We start from the raw sequence: 19,290 nt of genomic DNA on the forward strand, positions 1-19,290 counted from the left end.
ATAGGCCAAATGAATAATGGACCCAATCGTGTTCTTGATGAACTTGCAAAGTTGATGACCGATGCAGCCGGTGCTGCACAAGGTGTGCGCAAAGAAGCCGAAACCGCTTTTCGTGCCCAGGCGGAACGTGTTCTCAATAAATTTGATTTTGTTCATCGTGACGAGTTCGAGGTTGTCAAGGAAATGGCCGCCAAAGCACGCGAAGAAGTCGAGGAACTGAAAAAACGTCTGGATAAACAGGAAAACAAATCGGGTTCGAAGGCAAAAACCGCTTCGACTTCACAAGAAGAGCACGAAAAGAAAAAATAATCCCCAGTTTTTATTGGCTGTGAATAAGTCAGAAAAACGCTTAATCCAGAATCTGTTAGGACGGGTCGGACTTTTGTTTCCGGCCCGTTTTTTTATTCTTGAACAGCTTTTTGAATCAGGGGGACTAGCGTTCGCAATTTAGATCAATACACTGAAAATTAAAGATGATTCGCAAAGAAGCCGAAACAGAACAAATGGCAATATTTGCGTTTTATGCAGTTGTTGTGCGTTTTATGCGTTTATGATTTTTGCGGGTAACTTGAACCGTGTGGCAACGCACGGGTGGTATTTTTCGCCGGAATTTTTCTTGCGGAAATGCGCTTTTGGAATTGAGGAATGAAATGAGGCTTGCCGTAGGCAACTTGGAACGGGATCGCCACCCTGTCGATTTGATCGAGCAGGTAGCCAATGGTCATGATTGGTCATTTGAAAGAACGGCCGAAGACGAAATAACAATTTGTGTCGAGGGCCATTGGGCGACTTACCATATTGCGTTCTCGTGGATGGAAAATCAGGAAGCACTGCATCTTGCCTGTGCATTCGATATGTCTGTTTCGCAACAAAGACGAAAAGAACTTCTCAAACTGGTTCTGGCAATCAACGAAAAATTGCTGATGGGGCATTTTGATTTCTGGGAAGATTCTTCGTCGGTCATTTTCCGGCAGGCATTGTTGCTTTCGGGTGGCTTGCATCCGTCGAACGCACAAGTGGAAAACCTGCTTGTCAATGCTCTTGATGTTTGTGAAACGCATTATAGCGCTTTCCAGATGGTGGCGTGGTCTTCGCTTTCGGCAGAAAATGCACTGCAATTTGCTTTGTTTGAAACAAAGGGAAATGCTTGATCGGATAAAGTGTTTGGCAGGCAATACAAGGAGTTTGTAAGGTGGCAGAAATCAGTTTTGATGATTTTTTAAAGGTTGATATCCGTGTCGGGAAAATTATCGAAGCGAAGGCTTTTCCTGAAGCACGTAAACCTGCCTACAAACTCAAAATCGATTTCGGCAAAGAGATCGGCGTCAAACTTTCATCAGCTCAGATAACTGTGCATTACAAGCTCGACGAGCTTGTCGGTCGTGAAGTTCTATGTGTTGTCAATTTTCCGCCGCGCCAGATCGGCCCGTTCATGTCGGAAGTTCTCACTCTTGGTCTGCCTGATGAAAATGGCGCTGTTGTGCTTCTTGAACCGTCAAAAGAAGTTCCCGTTGGCGGGCGCATATTCTAGAAACAGCAATGCATCGGATTTTTGCAATGCAAAGCGGGTTAATCCAGCCAACCGTGCCACTTGAATGACCAACACTTGAACCACTAGCATTTTGCTTGTGACCGAGTGAACCGATTACACTTTGTGATGATAGTCGAAGGTCAATGATCGGCATAGCACAACGATTGATCTAAGCGGTGGTGGTCTTGTGTCTTTGGGGTGCTTAAAAAATCGGTCGCTACATTTTCCAGTTGCCAATTTTTTCTATCAGCGCTTCGAAAATAACAGTTTTCACTATCCGAAATAACATTCGAATGTAAGGATGAGTGGCGCAAGGATAAGTGGTTTGCGGGCAAACGGTTCTCGTCATTGCCAAACAAGCCCGCCATCGGTAACCACTGCCGAACGGCATACGAACTGCTCTTCATGGCACGCGTGGCCTGATATTAACAAGGAACGTTTAATGACAGGGGCAAACGGCCTTCGTCATTCATAAAAATATTAATTTGGTCGTCAGGGAATAATTTTAGTTGCTGGTGCGACAGTTCTTCCCGACACCGCTTGCCATCACGTGGTCACAAGCGGGTAACAGGAAATAGTTGCGCAAACGGTTTTTTGCCCGTTAAGCTGAAGCCAAGCCCGAGCTTCTATTCTCTGATAGCCATTATTTCCTGATAAGCTCGAGCCAAAGCGTGCAACGAAGTGCCGCCTCTTATTTTTTTGATTTTTTGCCGATGTTATCAGGCAAATCCTTGCGCTTGGTCGAAGCAAAATCTTCAAGCTCGTCTTCTGTCATGGATTGCTCCATTTTTTTGGAAGCCCCCTGCAAAGAGCTGACCGGTGTTTTGCCGCGTTTGGCCGCGAGGGCTGCTCCGGCTGCCTTCTGTTGGACTTTGGAACGTGCTGGCATGATGATTTCCTTTCTGAAAAGAACAGATACATGAGATTGAAACAGTACAAGAAAGCCGATCTCACTTTCTTCAAAACTGTTTCGAAATGAAATGCCTGTTCTTGTTCATATCGGGCGCTAGAGAGGAATTTCAACAATGACGCGCAAGCCGCCAGTCGGGCTATCATCCAGTACAATATTGCCGCCGTGGCTGCGGGCAATATCCTGTGCAATCGAAAGGCCAAGGCCTGTGCCACTGGCATCCTGATTGCGTGCTTCGTCAAGCCGGAAGAACGGCTTGAACACTTCGTCCCGCATATTGGCAGGAATTCCCGGCCCATCATCGTCGATAATGATGACGAGGTCATCGTCACCATGAACGATGGCCACATCGACGTTTTTGGCATAACGGAAACTGTTCGAGACAAGATTGCTGACAAGCCTTGAAAAAGCCTTCGGCTTCAATTGCACGAGAGGCGATCCTTCTATGTGATAGACAAAGCCGCGATCGCGCAGTTTCGCATCCTTTTGAAGGGTCTTCATCAATTCGCTCAAGTCGAGCTCGCCGACATTTTCGGTTCCCTCGCCACGAGCAAAGGCAAGATAACCTTCCAGCATGTTCTGCATGTCGGCCACGTCCTGTTCAAGGGGTGTTGTATCGAAGCTTCCCTTTGCCAAAGCCAGTTGCAATTTGAAGCGGGTTAAAATGGTGCGCAAATCATGGCTGACACCGGAAAGCATCATTGTGCGTTGCTCGATCTGGCGTTCAATGCGCTTGCGCATGCGCAAAAATGCAGTGCCTGCACGGCGGACTTCTTCGGCACCTCTCGGTTCGAACCCTTCCGGTAAAGGCAAGCCTCGCCCGAAACTGTCGGCCGCAGCGGCCAGCTGCTGGATCGGTTTGATCTGGTTTCTTAAAAAGAAAATAGCAATAATCAATAAAACAAGCGCTGTGCCAACCATCCAGCTCAAGAAAATACCGGTGTTTGATGCATAGGCTTGCGAGCGCATGGCAAATACGCGCAAGACATGGTTATCAAGCCGGATGCGGATTTCCACAAGGTCGGAATCTCCCACTGTGTCAATCCAGAACGGGCGGTTGATCTGGCGGGTGATTTCTTCACTTAAGAAATAATCGAGAATAGCAAAGAAAGGTTTCGGGCCGGGGGGTGGTAATGGTTCAGGCGGCAATATTGATATGTTAAGCCCCATGCGTTGCTGGGCAATGCGCGTAATATTGTTGTAATTATCGTCTTGCGGATAGGTTTCGATAATGTCGATAATGGCGGAAATATCACGAACAACGGCCGTAGACAGGCGTTCGGTTACCATCTGCCAATGCCGTTCCATGAAAACATAGGCAATAACCGATTGCAACAACACCATTGGCGCAATGATGATGATGAGCGAGCGCGCATAAAGGCGCTTTGGCATTTTTTTTGCCAGCCAACGCCCAAAACTATTGATAGGCCCGGCCATTGATCATCCTACTCGATTGAAAGTTTATAACCGACGCCGCGCACCGTTTGCAAATAAACCGGATTGGCAGGGTCTTTTTCGATTTTGCGGCGCAACCGGTTGATCTGCACGTCAATTGTGCGTTCACCAACTTCCCCTTCACCGGTGGCGAGTTTGTGGCGCGGAATGGTTGTGCCCGCATGTTCGGCAAAGATTGACATAATTTCCTGTTCGCGATCTGTGAGCTTTATGACTTCGCCGGATTTTTTCAGTTCTTTCTTGGCAATCGAAAATGTATAGGGGCCGAAAACCAGTTGCTCTATCTTCGGCTGTCCATGGGTATTACCGCGACGCAAAATTGCATTGACGCGCAGCAAAAGTTCGCGCGGGTCGAACGGTTTCGGCAGATAATCATCAGCACCCGCCTCAAGCCCGTCAATACGGCTATCAGTTTCAGACAAAGCTGTAAGCATAAGAATGGGCACGGTTTTTGTCTCGCGTAGTGACCGCGTCAGCGAAATGCCGTTTTCACCCGGCATCATGACATCGACAATCAAAAGGTCAAAATCAAGTCCGGCCAATTTGCGGCGTGCGTCATCAGCGTTTGCAGCAACCGAGACACGAAAACCGTTCTGGACAAGATATTGCGACAAAAGGCTGCGTATACGCGTATCATCATCAATAACCAGAAGATGGGGGGCGTCATCAGAAAGCTTTGTTGTTTGTTCTGTCATTTTTACCTATCCGAATTGAAAAGAGTTTATCGGAAGAATCCGCCTCTGTCGAGAGAACCGGCTTTTTATTGCTCCCAATTTTAGGCTTTTACGTGACAGGCCAAAAACGATTGCAAGTCTGTTAATTTTACGTTGCGTGGTCCGACTTCTTTTCTATGTGAATTTCTTTGGTAAGGGGGCGGGAAAGAGGGCTGTTCAGTAACGAATTTCAAAAAACGATGATTATGTCTTCACCTACCATTCGCCTTTGGCTTTTAAAATCGCTTTTGTCAGGTTTGGAAAGGCTCGAAACTGTGAAGCGCCCGCACGGTACTGTTAAAGGCAAAATATAGGTAATCGCTCGGGAAGACGGGCGAGAGGTGTTTCGGACTGTCCCGTTATAGCTCTTGATATTCTAAAGCTTGAAGTCGATATAAATTTAAATTTCCTGCAACCGATTGTCGAAAGTAATTGAATGGGAAACTTGAAAGCAACAATCATACCGGTCACTGTGTTCCGGCAAAATTGCACTCTCCTTTATGATGGTGAAACAATGCGTGGCGTGCTTGTTGATCCCGGTGGTGATTGGCCGAATGTCGCCCAAGCAATAAAAGAGACTGGCGTCCATGTTGAAGCCATATGGATCACCCACGCCCATGTCGACCATGCAGGTGGCGCGATGGAGGCCAAGGAAGCTCTTGGTGTTCAAATCTACGGTTCCAATATTGCCGATAAACCGCTCATGGAAAATCTGGTTATCACAGCGCGGGATTATGGAATGAAAGACGTGCGTAATTGTGTTCCCGACCATTGGCTTGAAGAAGGTGATGTTGTGGATTGTGGTGACCATAAATTCGAAGTCTTCCACACACCCGGTCATGCACCCGGTCACGTCATCTATTTCAATAAAGAAGCAAAATTGGCCTTCGTCGGCGATGTGCTTTTTCATAATTCGATCGGCAGGACAGATTTTCCCTTTTGTTCCTATCCGGATCTTATGCGCTCGTTGAAAGAAAAGGTTTTGCGATTGGGGGATGATGTTGTGTTCATCAGCGGGCACGGTGAAATGGGCACGATCGGCGAAGAAAAACGCCATAATCCGTTCTTACAAGATATGTGAGATGTGAAACAGTCCTCGCTTCAAGATCAAATAGCAAGTGCTTTTGCACTTGCTATGTCCTCTGCTGACACCGGACTTATAAAAATCGGCGAGTCTCGTAGCTTTCCCCGGCAGATAGCATCCGTAATCATTTGATGGCGGAAAATATCCCGCGTTTACTCGCGCCCGCATTCAATCATTCCAGAGGCCTTCCAACGATTGATTGAACGGTTGATGCCTTTTCGTTTAAAAATTATAACTTCATCTGCTTGGGAGGTAAGGTCGAATTGATATTGTTTTTCAGGCACTATTTTGAGATCAAGCATTGTTTCGAAGAGGGGTAAAAAAATACCCGACGCGAGGCCGGGTATTTTCTTTTAATCGGATGCCTTCAAATCAATTGGCGTTACAAAAATGGTTGAGACCATCAACGCCACGATATGTTCCTGTCCGCGGATTGAACGAGCGGTATTTGTGCGAGCAATAGGCGCGCCAACCTGGTGTCCAAGGCTGATAAATCGGTTTGTAAGCGGCAGGTGCCGGCGGATAATAGGGACGGGCAGGTGCATAATATCTTGGTGCTGCCGGATAATAGGCCGGAGGCGGGGGCGGAGCCTGATAAATGACCTGAGGTTGTGACGGTTGCGACAAGGCGCTGCCAATCAGCGCACCGGCTGCAAGGCCGACGACACCGGCAGCAACTGCGTCTCCGTGATCGTGATGATGATGGTGGTGATCCCAATAACGCGGACCACCCCAATAACCCGGACCACCCCAATAGTGGTCATGTGCTGATGCGCCAGCAAGCGGGGCCACAACCATCACTGCCGATACGGCAGAAAGCATTGCCAATTTTGCAAAATTTTTCATGGTTGAACTCCTTTGAATTCGGTTCATGAAAACAATTCTATCTCTCATTTTCTGAACGCAGCCTGAACGCTGCTTGTGACTTTCTTATGGTAAATAAGATATTTAACATTTTTTTCCATCACAATTTATATTTTTTTGTTACAGAAAATTTGTCAAAAAAAAACCGGATCGCGAGACCCGGTTTAATGGATGAACGGTCCGGGTTCATCCGATAACTGTGATATTGACCGCTTTCGGACCTTTGCCACGACGGTCAGGCTCGGTGTCGAATGACACTTTCTGTGCGTCGGTAAGTCCAGTCAAACCCGAAGCCTGAACGGCCGAGATGTGCACGAAAATATCAGCGCCACCATCATCCGGCTTGATGAACCCGAAACCTTTATCGTTGTTAAAAAACTTTACTTCCCCGGTCTGTGCCATAGAATGTTTCCTCATTCAGTTACCTGTCGCAACAGGTTTCATAATAAACGCCGCCCCACACACCATGCGCAAAACGGCTCATGCAGGCAGTTCTTGAAGTCTGGAAAGCACTCTATTTACCAGCTTGCAACCGACGGTTACCAATTGAAACCAATATTTCTATTGGCAAAGTGGCTCCGGTTTTACCGGAAATCCGGTTGTTACCAGCCCAAAACTTATAGCGGTTTTGGCACGCCTGTTAATAGTCTTCCAATGTTCGTAAAATGCCCGAACCCGCATAGATTGTATTAAATTCTTGAAATTTGCAAGAGTTTTTTGAATTTATTCTTTAAATTGATTGAAATTAACAGTTTAAATTTTGTCTAAACATAAAGAGACGCAGTTCCATACCAGTTTTTTAAATCGTTATAAAACCATCAAGAGAGGCGATTTGCCCTTTTTAAAAGTCGTAAAGCTTGTCCGGTTTTATCCACTTATTTTACCGATAATTGCGCTTTTTGAGCGCTGAAACAGGAAAAAAGAAGCGTTTTAATCTGAGCGCTTTTCTAAAAACCCGTATCAACAGCGATGATGCCAGACCGAAATCAATTTCAAATAATTGTTTTTATTTCCGGAATTTTTGAACAGAATAAAATATATAATGAAATCAGCCGGATAATTATATTTTTCACATGAAAAAGCGCGGGAGATCAAAAACGTCCCAATCAAAATTGATAAAAAATAAGTATAATTATGCCTTTTCTTATGAAGAATTATCCAATTCTTTAAATCGATCTAATTATACGATAAATGCGTTTTTTCATCTTTTTTTAAAATATTTTTTACGGTAAGCGGCTGTTCAAAGTGGCAAAAGGAAAGATTTACACAAGAATTCACCCTCTCGGTACTATGCCTATTCGTGTAGGAGAAGAGGCCAAGGGCGCTTAACGCCCCGGCCTTCCGGTTTTTCCGGGACGACGCCGTTTGCGTGCAACTTCCACAGGGTCTTCGAAAGAGCCCAAACCAATACGTTCGCGCTTGATCGGTTTTGCACTTTCACCGAGCGGGACTTCCGTACGTTTTACCGTCATTTCATCAAGCGTATTTTTTCTGAATTTTCCGCTTTTCGGGTTTGGTTGGAGAATTCCGACATCCATATTCGGCCCCATATGGTCAAGGTCGGGTTTGGCAAAGAGCCCCTTTTTATTGGCTTTGTCTCGCGACAGTTGGCCACTTTCGATAGTCTTTTCGACATTGCGGGTCAACGGATCATCTGAAATAGCAAGCTCCGTCTGCTGCAAGCGCTTGATCTCGTCGCGCAATTTTGCCGCTTCCTCGAAATCAAGATCGGCAGCCGCGTCGCGCATCAATTTTTCCAGATGTTCGATATGGGCAGCAAGGTTGTTGCCAACCATATTGCCAGCCTCGGCAAATTCGGAAATATCTGCACGAACATGGTCGCGCTCGTAAACCGAGTCGAGAATATCGGCAATGTTCTTCTTCACGCTTGATGGCGTAATGTGGTGTTCGATATTATAAGCCTGCTGTTTCTCGCGACGGCGTTCTGTTTCCGCCAGCGCTCTTTCCATCGAGCCGGTTTTGTTATCGGCATAAAGGATAACACGGCCATCGACATTTCTTGCAGCACGGCCGATAGTCTGGATAAGCGACGTTTCCGAACGCAAAAACCCTTCCTTGTCGGCGTCAAGAATGGCAACAAACCCGCATTCCGGAATATCAAGGCCTTCACGCAACAGGTTGATGCCCACAAGCACATCGAATGCGCCCAGACGCAAATCGCGGATAATCTCGATTCTTTCCAATGTATCAATGTCGGAATGCATATAACGAACACGGATACCCTGTTCATGGAGATATTCGGTCAAATCTTCCGCCATACGTTTGGTAAGAACCGTTACCAGACTACGGTAGCCTTGTTCTGTGGTTTTGCGGATTTCACCAAGCACATCGTCAACCTGATTGCGGGCAGGGCGCACTTCTACCGGAGGGTCTATCAACCCTGTCGGGCGAATGACCTGTTCGGCAAAAACGCCGCCAGCCTGTTCCATTTCCCAAGCCCCCGGCGTTGCCGAAACAGCAATGGTTTGGGGGCGCATGGCGTCCCATTCCTCGAAACGTAACGGGCGGTTATCCATGCAGGAAGGTAGCCTGAAACCATATTCGGCCAATGTTGCTTTACGGCGGAAGTCACCGCGATACATGCCACCGATTTGTGGAATGGTGACATGGCTTTCATCGGTAAAGATTATGGCATTATCGGGGATATATTCAAACATGGTTGGCGGCGGTTCACCCGGTTGCCGACCTGTCAAATAACGCGAATAATTTTCAATGCCCGCACAACTACCGGTTGCTTCCAGCATTTCAAGATCGAATGTGGTGCGCTGCTCAAGCCTTTGGGCTTCAAGTAGACGTCCTGCCTTGTTCAATTCGGCCAGACGGTCACGAAGCTCTACTTTTATGGATTTGATGGCCTGATTAAGTGTCGGACGCGGCGTAACATAGTGCGAATTGGCGTAAATTTTAACCGATTTCAGATCACCGGTTTTTTGCCCCGTCAACGGGTCGAATTCGGTAATTGCATCAATCTCGTCACCAAACAAGGAAATGCGCCATGCGCGATCTTCCAGGTGGGCAGGGAAAATCTCGATTGTGTCGCCTCTCACACGGAACGAGCCGCGCACGAAATTGATATCCTGCCGGCGATATTGCTGCGCAACAAGGTCAGCGAGAAGCTGGCGCTGGTCGAGATGGTCGCCCACCTGCATCTGGAATGTCATTGCCGTATAGGTCTCGACCGAACCGATACCATAAATGCAGGAAACAGACGCGACGATAATAACATCATCACGTTCAAGAACCGCACGGGTTGCCGCATGGCGCATCCGGTCTATCTGTTCATTGATCGACGATTCCTTTTCGATATAGGTGTCGGAACGCGGCACATAGGCTTCCGGCTGATAATAATCATAATAGGAAACGAAATATTCTACGGCATTGTGCGGGAAGAAATTCTTGAACTCGCCATAAAGTTGTGCTGCCAGAGTTTTGTTCGGTGCAAGGATAAGGGCAGGGCGTTGTGTTTCTTCGATGACTTTCGCCATTGTATAAGTTTTACCCGAGCCGGTCACACCGAGTAAAACCTGTGTGCGGTCACCATTTTTGATGCCTTCCACAAGGTCTTTGATCGCGGTCGGCTGATCGCCGGAAGGAAGAAACGATGTCTCCATTTTGAACGGAATCCCGCCTTCCGATTTTTCCGGACGGACAGGGCGATGCGGCGTCCACAATTTGCCGTTTTTAAACAGCGGATTTCCTGAAGAAATGAGCTTGGACAATGCCTCGACGGTCGCCGTTGCACCGCCGGTGGAAATTTTTGACGCGTCTTCAAGCCCGACATCAAGTCCGGCCACGGGGTTAAGGCCGGCCGCAGCACGCTGCTTGGCTGTCGCTTTGCCACCAATCGAAGTGCCGCGCGCTGTACGAGCCCCCTTTGTCGAGGCTTTTTTGGCCTTTACCGGTTTTTTGACTGGCTTTTCGGCAGCCTTATCAATATCGGCTGCCCAGTCTGCTATAGACCCGGTTGCTGCCGCTGCAATATTTTGCTTGCCGGCTTTCGTGGGGGACTTTTTTGCCCCTGCGGATTGATGGTTTTTAGCTGATGACGTCATGATAGAACAATATGGTATTTCAGCCGGAAAATAAAAGGTAAAAGCTTAATTTTGTTTGTTATGTTCATACGATTTTTTACCTTTTGATTTTCTTGATATTTAACAATCAAAAGTGGGCTGGAAGATGTTTTGTTTTCGTAAAGCAAAAAGAAATTCCGTTCCATGTTTCTGCGCCGTAAAGTTTTCAGACGACTTATTTCACTTCCATCAAAATTGAACACGGTTCATAAGAACCCGAATTTTGCCAAAACCGGATGTTGCAGGACAAGGTGTAACAATAAACTTTGAATAGTCCTGTAAAATGCGGCTTGGGTAAAGCGCAGCCATAGTAAAGTTTAATTAGAATTCCTTCAGACCGCGCTTGGTGCAGACCGCGCTTGGTAAGTGGGATATCTGCTGCTCTCAAAGAGGTAACGATAAAGGATGGAACCATAAAGGGGCTTCTTTTCCACGCTCCGGTTTACTGTGTCGGGCTTAGGTAAGATGGTCAAAACAGGTGTTTTCAAGATCGGATGTTGAATGACGATAAGCGCCAAAGTGTTTGACATGAGGGTAAACAATGCCCCACACGGAAAATCAGGTCGCCAAAAATCGGCCGGTAAAAAACCGGTCGCCAACAAAACCGGCCGTTTGTCACCAAAACGGCCGGTATAATCAACGTAACGGATAAACCTAGCGTTTGATATCGGGAAAATCTTCCCCGAACCCGCCACCAGGTGCGCCCCCGCCGGGTCTGATATCGGGGAAGCCTCCGCCATGAGAAGGCGGTGGAGTTGCCGGTCTACCCCCACCAGGTTTGATATCGGGGAAGCCTCCGCCATGAGAAGGCGGTGGAGTTGCCGGTCTACCCCCACCGGGTTTGATATCGGGAAAACCACCACCGGATCCACCATGAGAAGGCGGCGGGAAGCCTGGTCCACCGGAGCCACCACTAGGCCCACCTGCCGGAAAGTGGCCTCCCGGTCTGCTACCGGGGTAATGCCCACCTGGACCGCCATGAGGAGGCGGGGGCGGCATCCCCGGTCCCGGTCTGAAAGGTGGCGGGCGCATGCCCGGAGGCGGGCGGTGCGGCCTGTCAAATCCCCAATGTGGAGGAGGTGGTGGCGGCGGACGATGATCTCCATGCCAGTGATGCCTGCGATAATGACGGTAATACCAGTCATCATCGTCGTCAAAATAACCACCACCGATAATGACATTATATGTCGGAGAAGGACGATTATAGCTGTTATAAACAGCCTCGCCATTGCGGAACGCAAGATATGAGGCAGAAGCCCAACCGATACGCGGGCCATAATTGATTTCACACCAATTGCCCGAACATCCGCGCACGCCGACGATTTCACCCGGCGGAATTGTGCCGCGGATAGCATAGGCTGTGCTTGGTCCATCTCTGAAATTCAAAGGCGCGGTTACAAGCGCATCCAATGCCTGCGCTGCCTGTGTCGTCAACAAGAAAGTACCAAACAGCAAGGAACCGAGTATTTTTCGCATTTTACCCTCACGTTCAAGGGGTGAATTTGTCATGGCGTTTTCTTCGCCGACTATTATAGGGTAATTTAAGCAAAATTGTAGCGAAGAGAAAGTGCCCGACAGGAAATCCGAAAATCAAGTTTTGTTAAGAAATGTTTATTCCGCCGCAAGCGATAGCTGTTTTATATGGTGTCGGGCGAGGCAATAATCAGGGCACAATCAAAAGAAATTTTTGGATGAAAAATCTTTTTCCTATGCTATATAATGAGAAGCTAAAAGTTTAGAGACGGGTTCCGGGAGGAGTTCCGGAGGCCGTTTCTTTTTGTTTTCGACGCGAAAACGCGGGAAGGAAAGGATACGATAATGGAAAAATATCCGATGACGACCGGAAGCTACGAAAAGTTGAAAAAAGAGCTTCACTGGCGTCAACATGAAGAACGCCCCCGTATCATTGAAGCAATCGCCGAAGCGAGGGGCCATGGCGATCTTTCGGAAAACGCCGAATATCATGCTGCAAAAGAAGCCCAAAGCCATAACGAAGGCCGCATAGCAGAACTTGAAGACTATGTGACATGTGCCGAAGTGATCGACGTTTCAAAACTCACCGGAGACAAAGTCAAATTCGGTGCAACTGTCAAATTGATTGATGAAGACACTGAAGAGGAAAAAACCTACCAGATCGTCGGTGAACAGGAAGCCGAAGTAAAATTGGGCAAAATCTCTATTTCTTCGCCGATTGCCCGTGCATTGATCGGCAAGGAAAAAGGCGATTCTATAGAAGTGAATGCACCGGGTGGTTCACGCTCTTACGAGATTTTATCCATTGAGTTTATCTGATCGGTTGTTCAATGCGTGTGTCGATTGACGAAACGGACGTTATTGCGCCCAATTTCAAAAAGCGTTTGTCGGGTGTGACATCGACAATTGTGCAACTCATTCCCTTGCAGCGCAAAAAAGGCATACGCATTTCTACCATTGGACCCGGTCTGCCGGATAGTTTGCCATCTCTTGGCTATTCAAGCTTACTGAAACTCTGGAAACGGCCTGATGGCAAACCGTTTCGCATCTGGCATGCGCGGCGCAATGTCGAAATGGTGGCGGGTATTCTGCTGCGCGATCTTTTGCGCATGAAGCTGAAGCTTATTTTTACTTCTGCCGCGCAACGCCATCATAAGCCCTTTACCAATTGGCTTATCAGAAGAATGGACAGGGTTATCGCGACAAGTGCCCGTTCCGGCTCGTTTCTTGAAGTGCCCTATCGGGTCATCATGCATGGCATAGACCTTGACCGGTTTACCCCGCCTGCAACATTTGAAGATACATTCCAATCGACAAAACTTCCCGGCAAATATGCAGTCGGTTGTTTCGGGCGCGTACGCCACCAGAAAGGAACCGATCTTTTTGTTGATGCGATGATTGCGTTATTGCCCCATTATCCTGACTGGACAGCCATTATTACCGGCCGTACCACTGCCGAGCACAAAGATTTTGAAAAAGAGCTGGAACGTAAAATTGCCGCCGCCGGTCTTCAAAAGCGCATTCTCATATTGGGCGAGGTTGATGATATCCGCGTCTGGTACCGGCGCGTAACGCTTTACGTTGCACCATCAAGGAACGAAGGGTTCGGGCTGACACCGCTTGAAGCTATGGCTTCCAAAACCGCTGTTGTGGCAAGCGATGCGGGGGCTTATCAGGAACTTGTCACAGAAGGCACGGGAACAGTCGTTCCGGCCGGTGATGGAAAAGCTTTGACAGAAGCGATAAAGCCCTATCTGGCAAACCCTGAAAAGACAATTGCTATGGGTGAAAAAGCCTTAGAGCATGTGCAAAAAGATTTTCCGCTTAATAAAGAAGCAAGCTCGATAGACGAAGTTTATCAGGAAGTTTTCACGCAAAAATAATGCAATAGTTCTTTAGTTCGCGCTGAAATTCACGGGACTATAGCTTAAAAATAGCCTCGAGCGCTGCATGAGAAAGAAAAGTGATGTTTTTCGTGTGTCGCTTGGCGTTTTTTAAAGAATAAGCGGTGGCTCGTCTTTGATCACGCGAATGGTAAGTGCAGTGCGCACTGAACCGACATTGGAGGCAGCTGTCAGTTGTTCAATGACAAAAGTCTGGAAGCTTTTAAGATCGGGTGCCACACAGTGGAGCAGAAAATCCGATTCTCCTGACACCATCCATGCTTTTCTAACGAGTGGCCACTTATAGACCATTGCCGCAAAACCACGTAAATCCGCATCGGACTGGCGGTGCAAACCGACAAAGCAAAAAGCCACGAGATCCTGACCGATCATGGCACCATTCAGAATAGCCTGATAGCCTTTGATAATGCCGTCCTGCTCAAGGCGTCTGACACGACGCAGACATGGCGGTGCCGAAATACCGACTTTCGAAGCAAGCTCGACATTTGTCATGCGGCCATTGCTCTGGAGTTCTTTGAGTATTTTCCAATCGATTGAATCGAGATCGGCTTTAATCTGCATTGGGCGTTACTTCACTATTGTTCAATTGAGTGTCTGTCTATCACCGGTTAGGAAAAACGTCACGTGGTAAAATTATTTTCTCCAGAATGCCGGCGTGAAAAGAATAATAACCGTAACAATTTCGAGGCGTCCTGCAAACATAAGAGCACTTAAAATCCACAATGCGGCGTCTCCGACTGTGGAAAAATTCCCGTCGGGGCCAATTCTATCACCAAAACCGGGGCCGACATTGGAAAGGGCGGTCAATGCACCGGTAAAAGCCGAAACAAAATCAAGGCCGGTGAAAGAAAGCAACATGGCTCCGATCACAAGTGAAGCCATATAGAGGCTTAAAAAAAGTAAAACCGTCTGGGCAAGGTCACCGGAAATATCGGTCCCGCCATAGCGCACTTTGACAACTGTGTTCGGTGAGAGAAGCCGCGTCATGGCAACGCGTGTGAAACGCCAAAGAATTATAAGACGGTTAATTTTGATGCCACCCGATGTTGAACCCGCACAACCGCCAATAAATGATGCAATGAAGAAAAGACCGATAGCGAAGGGGCCCCACAACAGGTAGTCTTCAGCAGCGTAACCGGTGGTGGTAATCACCGAAACGAAATGGAAAATCGCATCAAGAAATGCGTGATGAAACGAAAATCCGAACTGGAAGCGCAGCCAGATTGCGAGCGCAAAACTGGCGACAAGAACGATGACCAGAAAAACAACAACCTGCGGGTCGGCCAAACGCCTTGAACGTTCAGGCAAAACGAGTTTGACATAAAGAATAAAGGGGAGCGAGGCGAGCAACATAAAAATTGTCGCAATGACCAGCACCGAAGGCGTTTTGGAAAAATAGCCGAGAGACGCATCGTGGGTTGAAAAACCGGCCGTCGCAATTGTTGTCATTGCGTGATTGACCGCGTCGAACATAGTCATGCCGACTGCAAAATAAGATAGCATGCATAAAAGCGTGAGCCCGAGATAGGCAATGATAATGCCATTGGCGATCTGGTTGACGCGTGGCAAAACTTTTTCTGCACGGTCGGATGACTCCATATTGAAAAGCTGGATACCGCCAACTCTGAGCGAAGGTAAAAGCAGTAAGGCCAAGGCGATAAACCCGATGCCGCCAATCCAGCATAAAAGTGAACGCCATAGAAGAATACCCCGCGGCAACCGGTCAAGTCCGGTAAGCACAGTAGCACCGGTGGTGGTAATGCCGGAAACGCCTTCAAAAATGGCTGCTGCAAGTGACAAGGGCAGTCGAGAAAAATAAAGTGGCATCGCACCGAGCACACAGCCGGTAACCCACAAGCAGACTGTCAGCAAAAATCCGAGTCGTGCCGAAAAGCGGCAATTCGCTCCATTGGTTGCAAGCAGGATCAGCGTTGCAAAGGCAATGGTTGTTGCAGCCGACCGGATGAATACAACCCAGTCGCTGTTTCCTGCCCGCAAATCGGCGAGAGCAGGGAGTAACATGGTTATACCCAGGATCAGCGCAAAACGTGCGCAGACATTGCTGACAAATCGAAAAATGGCGAACCTCGGGACTGAAATGAAGCTTAAGTAAGTGTGTTATGCAATCGTCTACTATTTTATATAAACTTTACCCCGACTGACAATCGCTAAGTTTCACAAAATGTCATGCGTTGTGATTTAATTCGTCAATCTTCTCGACCGCCTTGCAAAAGTCGATTTTAAACCATAAATCAATTGGCAGAAACAACTTCGGAGAAACGCTAGTTCCCGGCTTTTTCCTAAATCGATTTATGAAAGTGGAGTTTCATGTCAGCGCGCCATATTCCTGTTTTGATCGTCGGTTCAGGCCCTGCCGGTTATACGGCTGCAATTTATGCGGCACGTGCCATGCTTAAACCTGTCATTGTCACCGGTCTGCAACAGGGTGGCCAATTGACCATTACCGACGAGGTTGAAAACTACCCCGGTTTTGTCGATCCGATTGGCGGGCCCGACCTTGTCGAGAAAATGGCCAAACAGGCAGTAAAAATGGGAACAGAGCTTGTTTATGACATTATCACCAAGGCCGATCTTTCAAGGCGTCCTTTTACTCTTCATGGTGATTCAGGCGCTGTCTACACCTGTGACGCGCTCATCATTGCAACCGGTGCACAAGCCCGTTGGCTGGGGCTCGAAAGCGAAAAAACTTTTATGGGTGGTGGTGTTTCAGCCTGTGCAACATGTGACGGTTTTTTCTATCGCGGTAAGGATGTGGTTGTCGTCGGTGGGGGCAACACAGCCGTTGAAGAAGCGCTTTATCTTGCAAACCTTGCAAAAACCGTAACTGTGGTGCACCGGCGGGATTTTTTCCGTGCTGAAAAAATTATGCAGGAGCGTTTGTTAAAACGTGATAATGTACGGGTGATCTGGAATCATGTGGTCGACGAAATTGTCGGTAATCCGCCAAAACCACCTATGGGGGCAACAGTTACCGGTGTGCGTCTTAAAGACACTTTGACCGGAAAATTCAGCGAAATTGAAGCGCAAGGTGTCTTTATTGCTATCGGTCACGCTCCGGCGGTCGAGCTTTTCGAAGGACAATTGCGCCAGAAACCCGGTGGTTATTTATGGACAGCACCGGATTCAACGGCAACCAGTGTCGAAGGCATTTTTGCCGCCGGCGATGTTGCCGATGATACATTCCGTCAGGCGGTGACAGCTGCCGGCCGCGGGGCAATGGCTGCCATTGAAGCGGAACGTTTTCTGGATGAACAGGCCGATTTGAAGGCGGTCGGGAAAGCCGATTTGAAAGTGGCCGGAAAATAGCTCTGGTCGGGTGAGTGGTAGTCACGCTCACGCCGTTAAGATTAGCAGATGTAACCGTTAAAACATTGAGAAGCGGTTTTAACAATTGAGGAGATATGCCGGTGGCTGCGCCGTTGGATTGGGACAAGTTAAGAATTTTCCACGCCGCCGCCGAAGCGGGTTCGTTTACACATGCTGCGCAAACGCTGCATATGTCTCAATCGGCAATCTCGCGGCAAGTTTCGGCGCTTGAACAGGATGTTGGCGTTCCGCTTTTCCAGCGCCACGCACGCGGACTTATCATGACAGAGCAGGGCGAAATTCTTTATCGCACCGCCCATGATGTGTTGATGAAACTTGAAAATGTCCGCTCCAAGTTGAGTGAAAGTCGCGAAAAGCCGACAGGCCACTTATGTGTGACAACGACATTCGGCTTGGGCTCCGGATGGCTTGTCCAGCGTATACCGGAATTTGTCAATCTTTATCCCGATATCCAGATTCAGCTTTTGCTGGATGACGAGGAACTCGATTTAACAATGCGCCACGCAGATTGCGCCTTGCGTTTGCGCCAGCCCCAGCAGCCAGACCTCATCCAGAGACGGCTTTTTACCGTTCATATGCATGTCTATGCATCGGCCAATTATCTGGCCAATCACGGCAAACCGACACAGTTGGAAGAACTTGATAATCATCGTATTCTGTCGTTTGGTGAATCGGCGCCGAGTTATCTTGCCGGTTTGAACTGGTTGGAAAGTGCCGGCCGTAACGACGGGTCACAACGTATTCCGTCTTTACAAATCAATAATGTGATTTCTATTAAAAAAGCGGCTATGAAAAATCTTGGTATCGCCGTTTTACCGGATTATATCATTGCGCCTGATGACGGGTTGATAAGGCTTTTCCCCGATCTGACAGAAATACCTTCCTTTGACACGTTTTTCTGCTATCCGGAAGCGCTCAAAAACTCGGCCAAGCTTAACGCATTTCGCGATTACATCTTTGCAAAATCGCGTAACTGGTCATTTTAATCGGGCAACCCGAATTCCATAATAAGACATGTGTTCCAAGAAAAACCACCTGATGTTTTCTTGGAAATTCCACATCTTCATACAAAGTACGAGGATAGTTTCGCGACTTGCAATCATTTTCGACTTTGAAGTGTTTCGGTTTTGGAAGAGGGGGCGGTCATGTTATTTGGAAAGTGCGTTTTAACTAAAATCAGCGTGGCTTGAATAAAAATAGCAATGAACCCGTTCTGATACGTGCTGCTTCTTTAAGCTTGAATTGATTGTTTTCTATGCAATATTCTGAATATTTTTGTGTCGGACGTCTAGCCGCACTGTTTATGCCATTTGTGATCACATCAATGAATGTGATTTAATAAACTGTTGTTTTTCAATAATAAAAAATAGAGGTTTGCTTTTTTGTGGCATTTTCAAGGCTGAGCTATGCACTCAATGCATAGCTGTCGTGCTTAAAATTTGGTTGTTGAATGCCTAAAAAAAGTGCATATTACACGCATCTCAAGAAGACGTCTCCTCCCATTGCGTTTCTTGAGTGTTCCCCTCTGGAGGTTTTGTCAGATCGACTTTAGTCTCTGAAACCTTCAAACTTCAGCCGGACATTTGTCCGGCTTTTTTTTTGCTTTTTCTGTTTTATTCTTTCGGCTGGTCTGCATGAGATTTTCTTTTTGTCAGTGAGAGATAGTAAACGGGACTATTTCCAGTTAAACTTCCAAAGAAAATAACGGTACGCAGGTGCTTTTAACTGCTGGATGTTAAAAAGCAGAAAGACTGGCAGTTTCGGCTTGTTTCCCGATAAGTGCTGTTTCAACTCTGACAAGCGGCAATAACCGTTTTCCGCGCGACAACAATATTAAAGTGGTAATGGCAATTTCCGGTAAAGAAATATCAAGAGGTGACTTTTTCCCATACTACAATATTACCATTCGCGAATAGC

General features: G+C 47.5%; 17 protein-coding genes. 8 read left to right on the forward strand and 9 right to left on the reverse strand.

Features of this window, described 5'->3' with window-relative positions:
• The first annotated feature begins 9 nt into the window (after window positions 1–9).
• From PEB0122_RS08090 to PEB0122_RS08100, 3 genes are all read left to right on the forward strand, one after another.
• Window positions 10–309 (forward strand): accessory factor UbiK family protein, encoded by a 300-nt coding sequence (locus tag PEB0122_RS08090; RefSeq protein WP_075868897.1) that lies wholly within the window; start codon window positions 10–12, stop codon window positions 307–309.
• 341 nt (window positions 310–650) lie between these two features.
• A complete protein-coding gene (locus tag PEB0122_RS08095) occupies window positions 651–1,151 on the forward strand; it encodes a type III secretion system chaperone family protein (protein WP_075869838.1) in 501 nt (166 codons plus the stop codon).
• Window positions 1,152–1,192: 41 nt separating this feature from the next.
• Window positions 1,193–1,531 (forward strand): tRNA-binding protein, encoded by a 339-nt coding sequence (locus PEB0122_RS08100; RefSeq protein WP_075868895.1) that lies wholly within the window; start codon window positions 1,193–1,195, stop codon window positions 1,529–1,531.
• 691 nt (window positions 1,532–2,222) lie between these two features.
• Here the strand turns inward: PEB0122_RS08100 and PEB0122_RS08105 are convergent.
• The 3 genes from PEB0122_RS08105 to PEB0122_RS08115 form a co-directional block, all read right to left on the reverse strand.
• Window positions 2,223–2,420 carry a DUF3008 family protein gene (locus PEB0122_RS08105; RefSeq protein ID WP_075916623.1) on the reverse strand — a complete coding sequence of 66 codons (198 nt, stop codon included), beginning with the start codon at window positions 2,418–2,420 and terminating at the stop codon, window positions 2,223–2,225.
• A 117-nt stretch (window positions 2,421–2,537) separates the two neighbouring features.
• On the reverse strand, window positions 2,538–3,878 hold the full coding sequence (locus tag PEB0122_RS08110; protein ID WP_075916625.1) for an ATP-binding protein: 1,341 nt from the start codon (window positions 3,876–3,878) through the stop codon (window positions 2,538–2,540).
• A gap of 8 nt (window positions 3,879–3,886) precedes the next feature.
• Window positions 3,887–4,591 carry a response regulator gene (locus PEB0122_RS08115; RefSeq protein WP_075868890.1) on the reverse strand — a complete coding sequence of 235 codons (705 nt, stop codon included), beginning with the start codon at window positions 4,589–4,591 and terminating at the stop codon, window positions 3,887–3,889.
• 454 nt (window positions 4,592–5,045) lie between these two features.
• Between PEB0122_RS08115 and PEB0122_RS08120 the strand changes: the two genes are divergently transcribed.
• Window positions 5,046–5,690, forward strand: coding sequence for an MBL fold metallo-hydrolase (locus tag PEB0122_RS08120; RefSeq protein ID WP_075868887.1), 645 nt, complete (start codon window positions 5,046–5,048; stop codon window positions 5,688–5,690).
• A 375-nt stretch (window positions 5,691–6,065) separates the two neighbouring features.
• On the opposite strand, the gene PEB0122_RS08125 is transcribed toward PEB0122_RS08120, so the two are convergent.
• The 4 genes from PEB0122_RS08125 to PEB0122_RS11900 form a co-directional block, all read right to left on the reverse strand.
• Complete coding sequence (locus PEB0122_RS08125; protein ID WP_075868885.1) at window positions 6,066–6,539, reverse strand: BA14K family protein; 474 nt, start codon at window positions 6,537–6,539, stop codon at window positions 6,066–6,068.
• 204 nt (window positions 6,540–6,743) lie between these two features.
• On the reverse strand, window positions 6,744–6,959 hold the full coding sequence (locus tag PEB0122_RS08130; protein ID WP_075868883.1) for a cold-shock protein: 216 nt from the start codon (window positions 6,957–6,959) through the stop codon (window positions 6,744–6,746).
• 923 nt (window positions 6,960–7,882) lie between these two features.
• Window positions 7,883–10,630 carry an excinuclease ABC subunit UvrB gene (gene uvrB / locus PEB0122_RS08135; RefSeq protein ID WP_075868881.1) on the reverse strand — a complete coding sequence of 916 codons (2,748 nt, stop codon included), beginning with the start codon at window positions 10,628–10,630 and terminating at the stop codon, window positions 7,883–7,885.
• Window positions 10,631–11,302: 672 nt separating this feature from the next.
• Window positions 11,303–12,157, reverse strand: coding sequence for an SH3 domain-containing protein (locus PEB0122_RS11900; RefSeq protein WP_075916627.1), 855 nt, complete (start codon window positions 12,155–12,157; stop codon window positions 11,303–11,305).
• Between the two features lie 309 nt (window positions 12,158–12,466).
• Between PEB0122_RS11900 and greA the strand changes: the two genes are divergently transcribed.
• Complete coding sequence (gene greA, locus PEB0122_RS08150) at window positions 12,467–12,940, forward strand: transcription elongation factor GreA (RefSeq protein ID WP_075868874.1); 474 nt, start codon at window positions 12,467–12,469, stop codon at window positions 12,938–12,940.
• An 11-nt stretch (window positions 12,941–12,951) separates the two neighbouring features.
• Window positions 12,952–14,004 (forward strand): glycosyltransferase family 4 protein, encoded by a 1,053-nt coding sequence (locus PEB0122_RS08155; RefSeq protein ID WP_075868872.1) that lies wholly within the window; start codon window positions 12,952–12,954, stop codon window positions 14,002–14,004.
• A gap of 111 nt (window positions 14,005–14,115) precedes the next feature.
• Here PEB0122_RS08155 and PEB0122_RS08160 read toward each other — a convergent pair whose 3' ends face one another.
• Window positions 14,116–14,586 (reverse strand): Lrp/AsnC family transcriptional regulator, encoded by a 471-nt coding sequence (locus PEB0122_RS08160; protein WP_075868870.1) that lies wholly within the window; start codon window positions 14,584–14,586, stop codon window positions 14,116–14,118.
• Window positions 14,587–14,658: 72 nt separating this feature from the next.
• The gene (locus PEB0122_RS08165; protein WP_075868869.1) at window positions 14,659–16,047 is read right to left on the reverse strand and encodes a TrkH family potassium uptake protein; all 1,389 of its coding nucleotides are present in this window, start codon (window positions 16,045–16,047) and stop codon (window positions 14,659–14,661) included.
• Window positions 16,048–16,353: 306 nt separating this feature from the next.
• Here PEB0122_RS08165 and trxB point away from each other — a divergent pair, with 306 nt between their 5' ends.
• Together trxB and PEB0122_RS08175 are read left to right on the forward strand one after the other, a co-directional pair.
• Window positions 16,354–17,352: a thioredoxin-disulfide reductase gene (gene trxB, locus PEB0122_RS08170; protein WP_075868867.1), complete on the forward strand. Its 999-nt coding sequence runs from the start codon at window positions 16,354–16,356 to the stop codon at window positions 17,350–17,352.
• A gap of 101 nt (window positions 17,353–17,453) precedes the next feature.
• On the forward strand, window positions 17,454–18,359 hold the full coding sequence (locus tag PEB0122_RS08175; RefSeq protein WP_075914308.1) for a LysR family transcriptional regulator: 906 nt from the start codon (window positions 17,454–17,456) through the stop codon (window positions 18,357–18,359).
• Window positions 18,360–19,290 lie beyond the last annotated feature (931 nt).

The organism is Ditibartonella apis (assembly GCF_001952075.1).
Taxonomy (GTDB): Bacteria; Pseudomonadota; Alphaproteobacteria; order Rhizobiales; family Rhizobiaceae; genus Bartonella; species Bartonella apis.

Bases quoted from the DNA above. Each gene is read 5' to 3' on its own strand.
- PEB0122_RS08115 (WP_075868890.1), bottom strand. From the start codon at position 4,591: ATGACAGAACAAACAACAAAGCTTTCTGATGACGCCCCCCATCTTCTG.
- PEB0122_RS08155 (WP_075868872.1), top strand. From the start codon at position 12,952: ATGCGTGTGTCGATTGACGAAACGGACGTTATTGCGCCCAATTTCAAA.
- PEB0122_RS08110 (WP_075916625.1), bottom strand. From the start codon at position 3,878: ATGGCCGGGCCTATCAATAGTTTTGGGCGTTGGCTGGCAAAAAAAATG.
- PEB0122_RS08165 (WP_075868869.1), bottom strand. From the start codon at position 16,047: ATGTTACTCCCTGCTCTCGCCGATTTGCGGGCAGGAAACAGCGACTGG.
- PEB0122_RS08095 (WP_075869838.1), top strand. From the start codon at position 651: ATGAGGCTTGCCGTAGGCAACTTGGAACGGGATCGCCACCCTGTCGAT.
- PEB0122_RS08130 (WP_075868883.1), bottom strand. From the start codon at position 6,959: ATGGCACAGACCGGGGAAGTAAAGTTTTTTAACAACGATAAAGGTTTC.
- uvrB (WP_075868881.1), bottom strand. From the start codon at position 10,630: ATGACGTCATCAGCTAAAAACCATCAATCCGCAGGGGCAAAAAAGTCC.
- PEB0122_RS08090 (WP_075868897.1), top strand. From the start codon at position 10: ATGAATAATGGACCCAATCGTGTTCTTGATGAACTTGCAAAGTTGATG.
- trxB (WP_075868867.1), top strand. From the start codon at position 16,354: ATGTCAGCGCGCCATATTCCTGTTTTGATCGTCGGTTCAGGCCCTGCC.
- greA (WP_075868874.1), top strand. From the start codon at position 12,467: ATGGAAAAATATCCGATGACGACCGGAAGCTACGAAAAGTTGAAAAAA.
- PEB0122_RS08105 (WP_075916623.1), bottom strand. From the start codon at position 2,420: ATGCCAGCACGTTCCAAAGTCCAACAGAAGGCAGCCGGAGCAGCCCTC.
- PEB0122_RS08120 (WP_075868887.1), top strand. From the start codon at position 5,046: ATGGGAAACTTGAAAGCAACAATCATACCGGTCACTGTGTTCCGGCAA.
- PEB0122_RS11900 (WP_075916627.1), bottom strand. From the start codon at position 12,157: ATGACAAATTCACCCCTTGAACGTGAGGGTAAAATGCGAAAAATACTC.
- PEB0122_RS08125 (WP_075868885.1), bottom strand. From the start codon at position 6,539: ATGAAAAATTTTGCAAAATTGGCAATGCTTTCTGCCGTATCGGCAGTG.
- PEB0122_RS08160 (WP_075868870.1), bottom strand. From the start codon at position 14,586: ATGCAGATTAAAGCCGATCTCGATTCAATCGATTGGAAAATACTCAAA.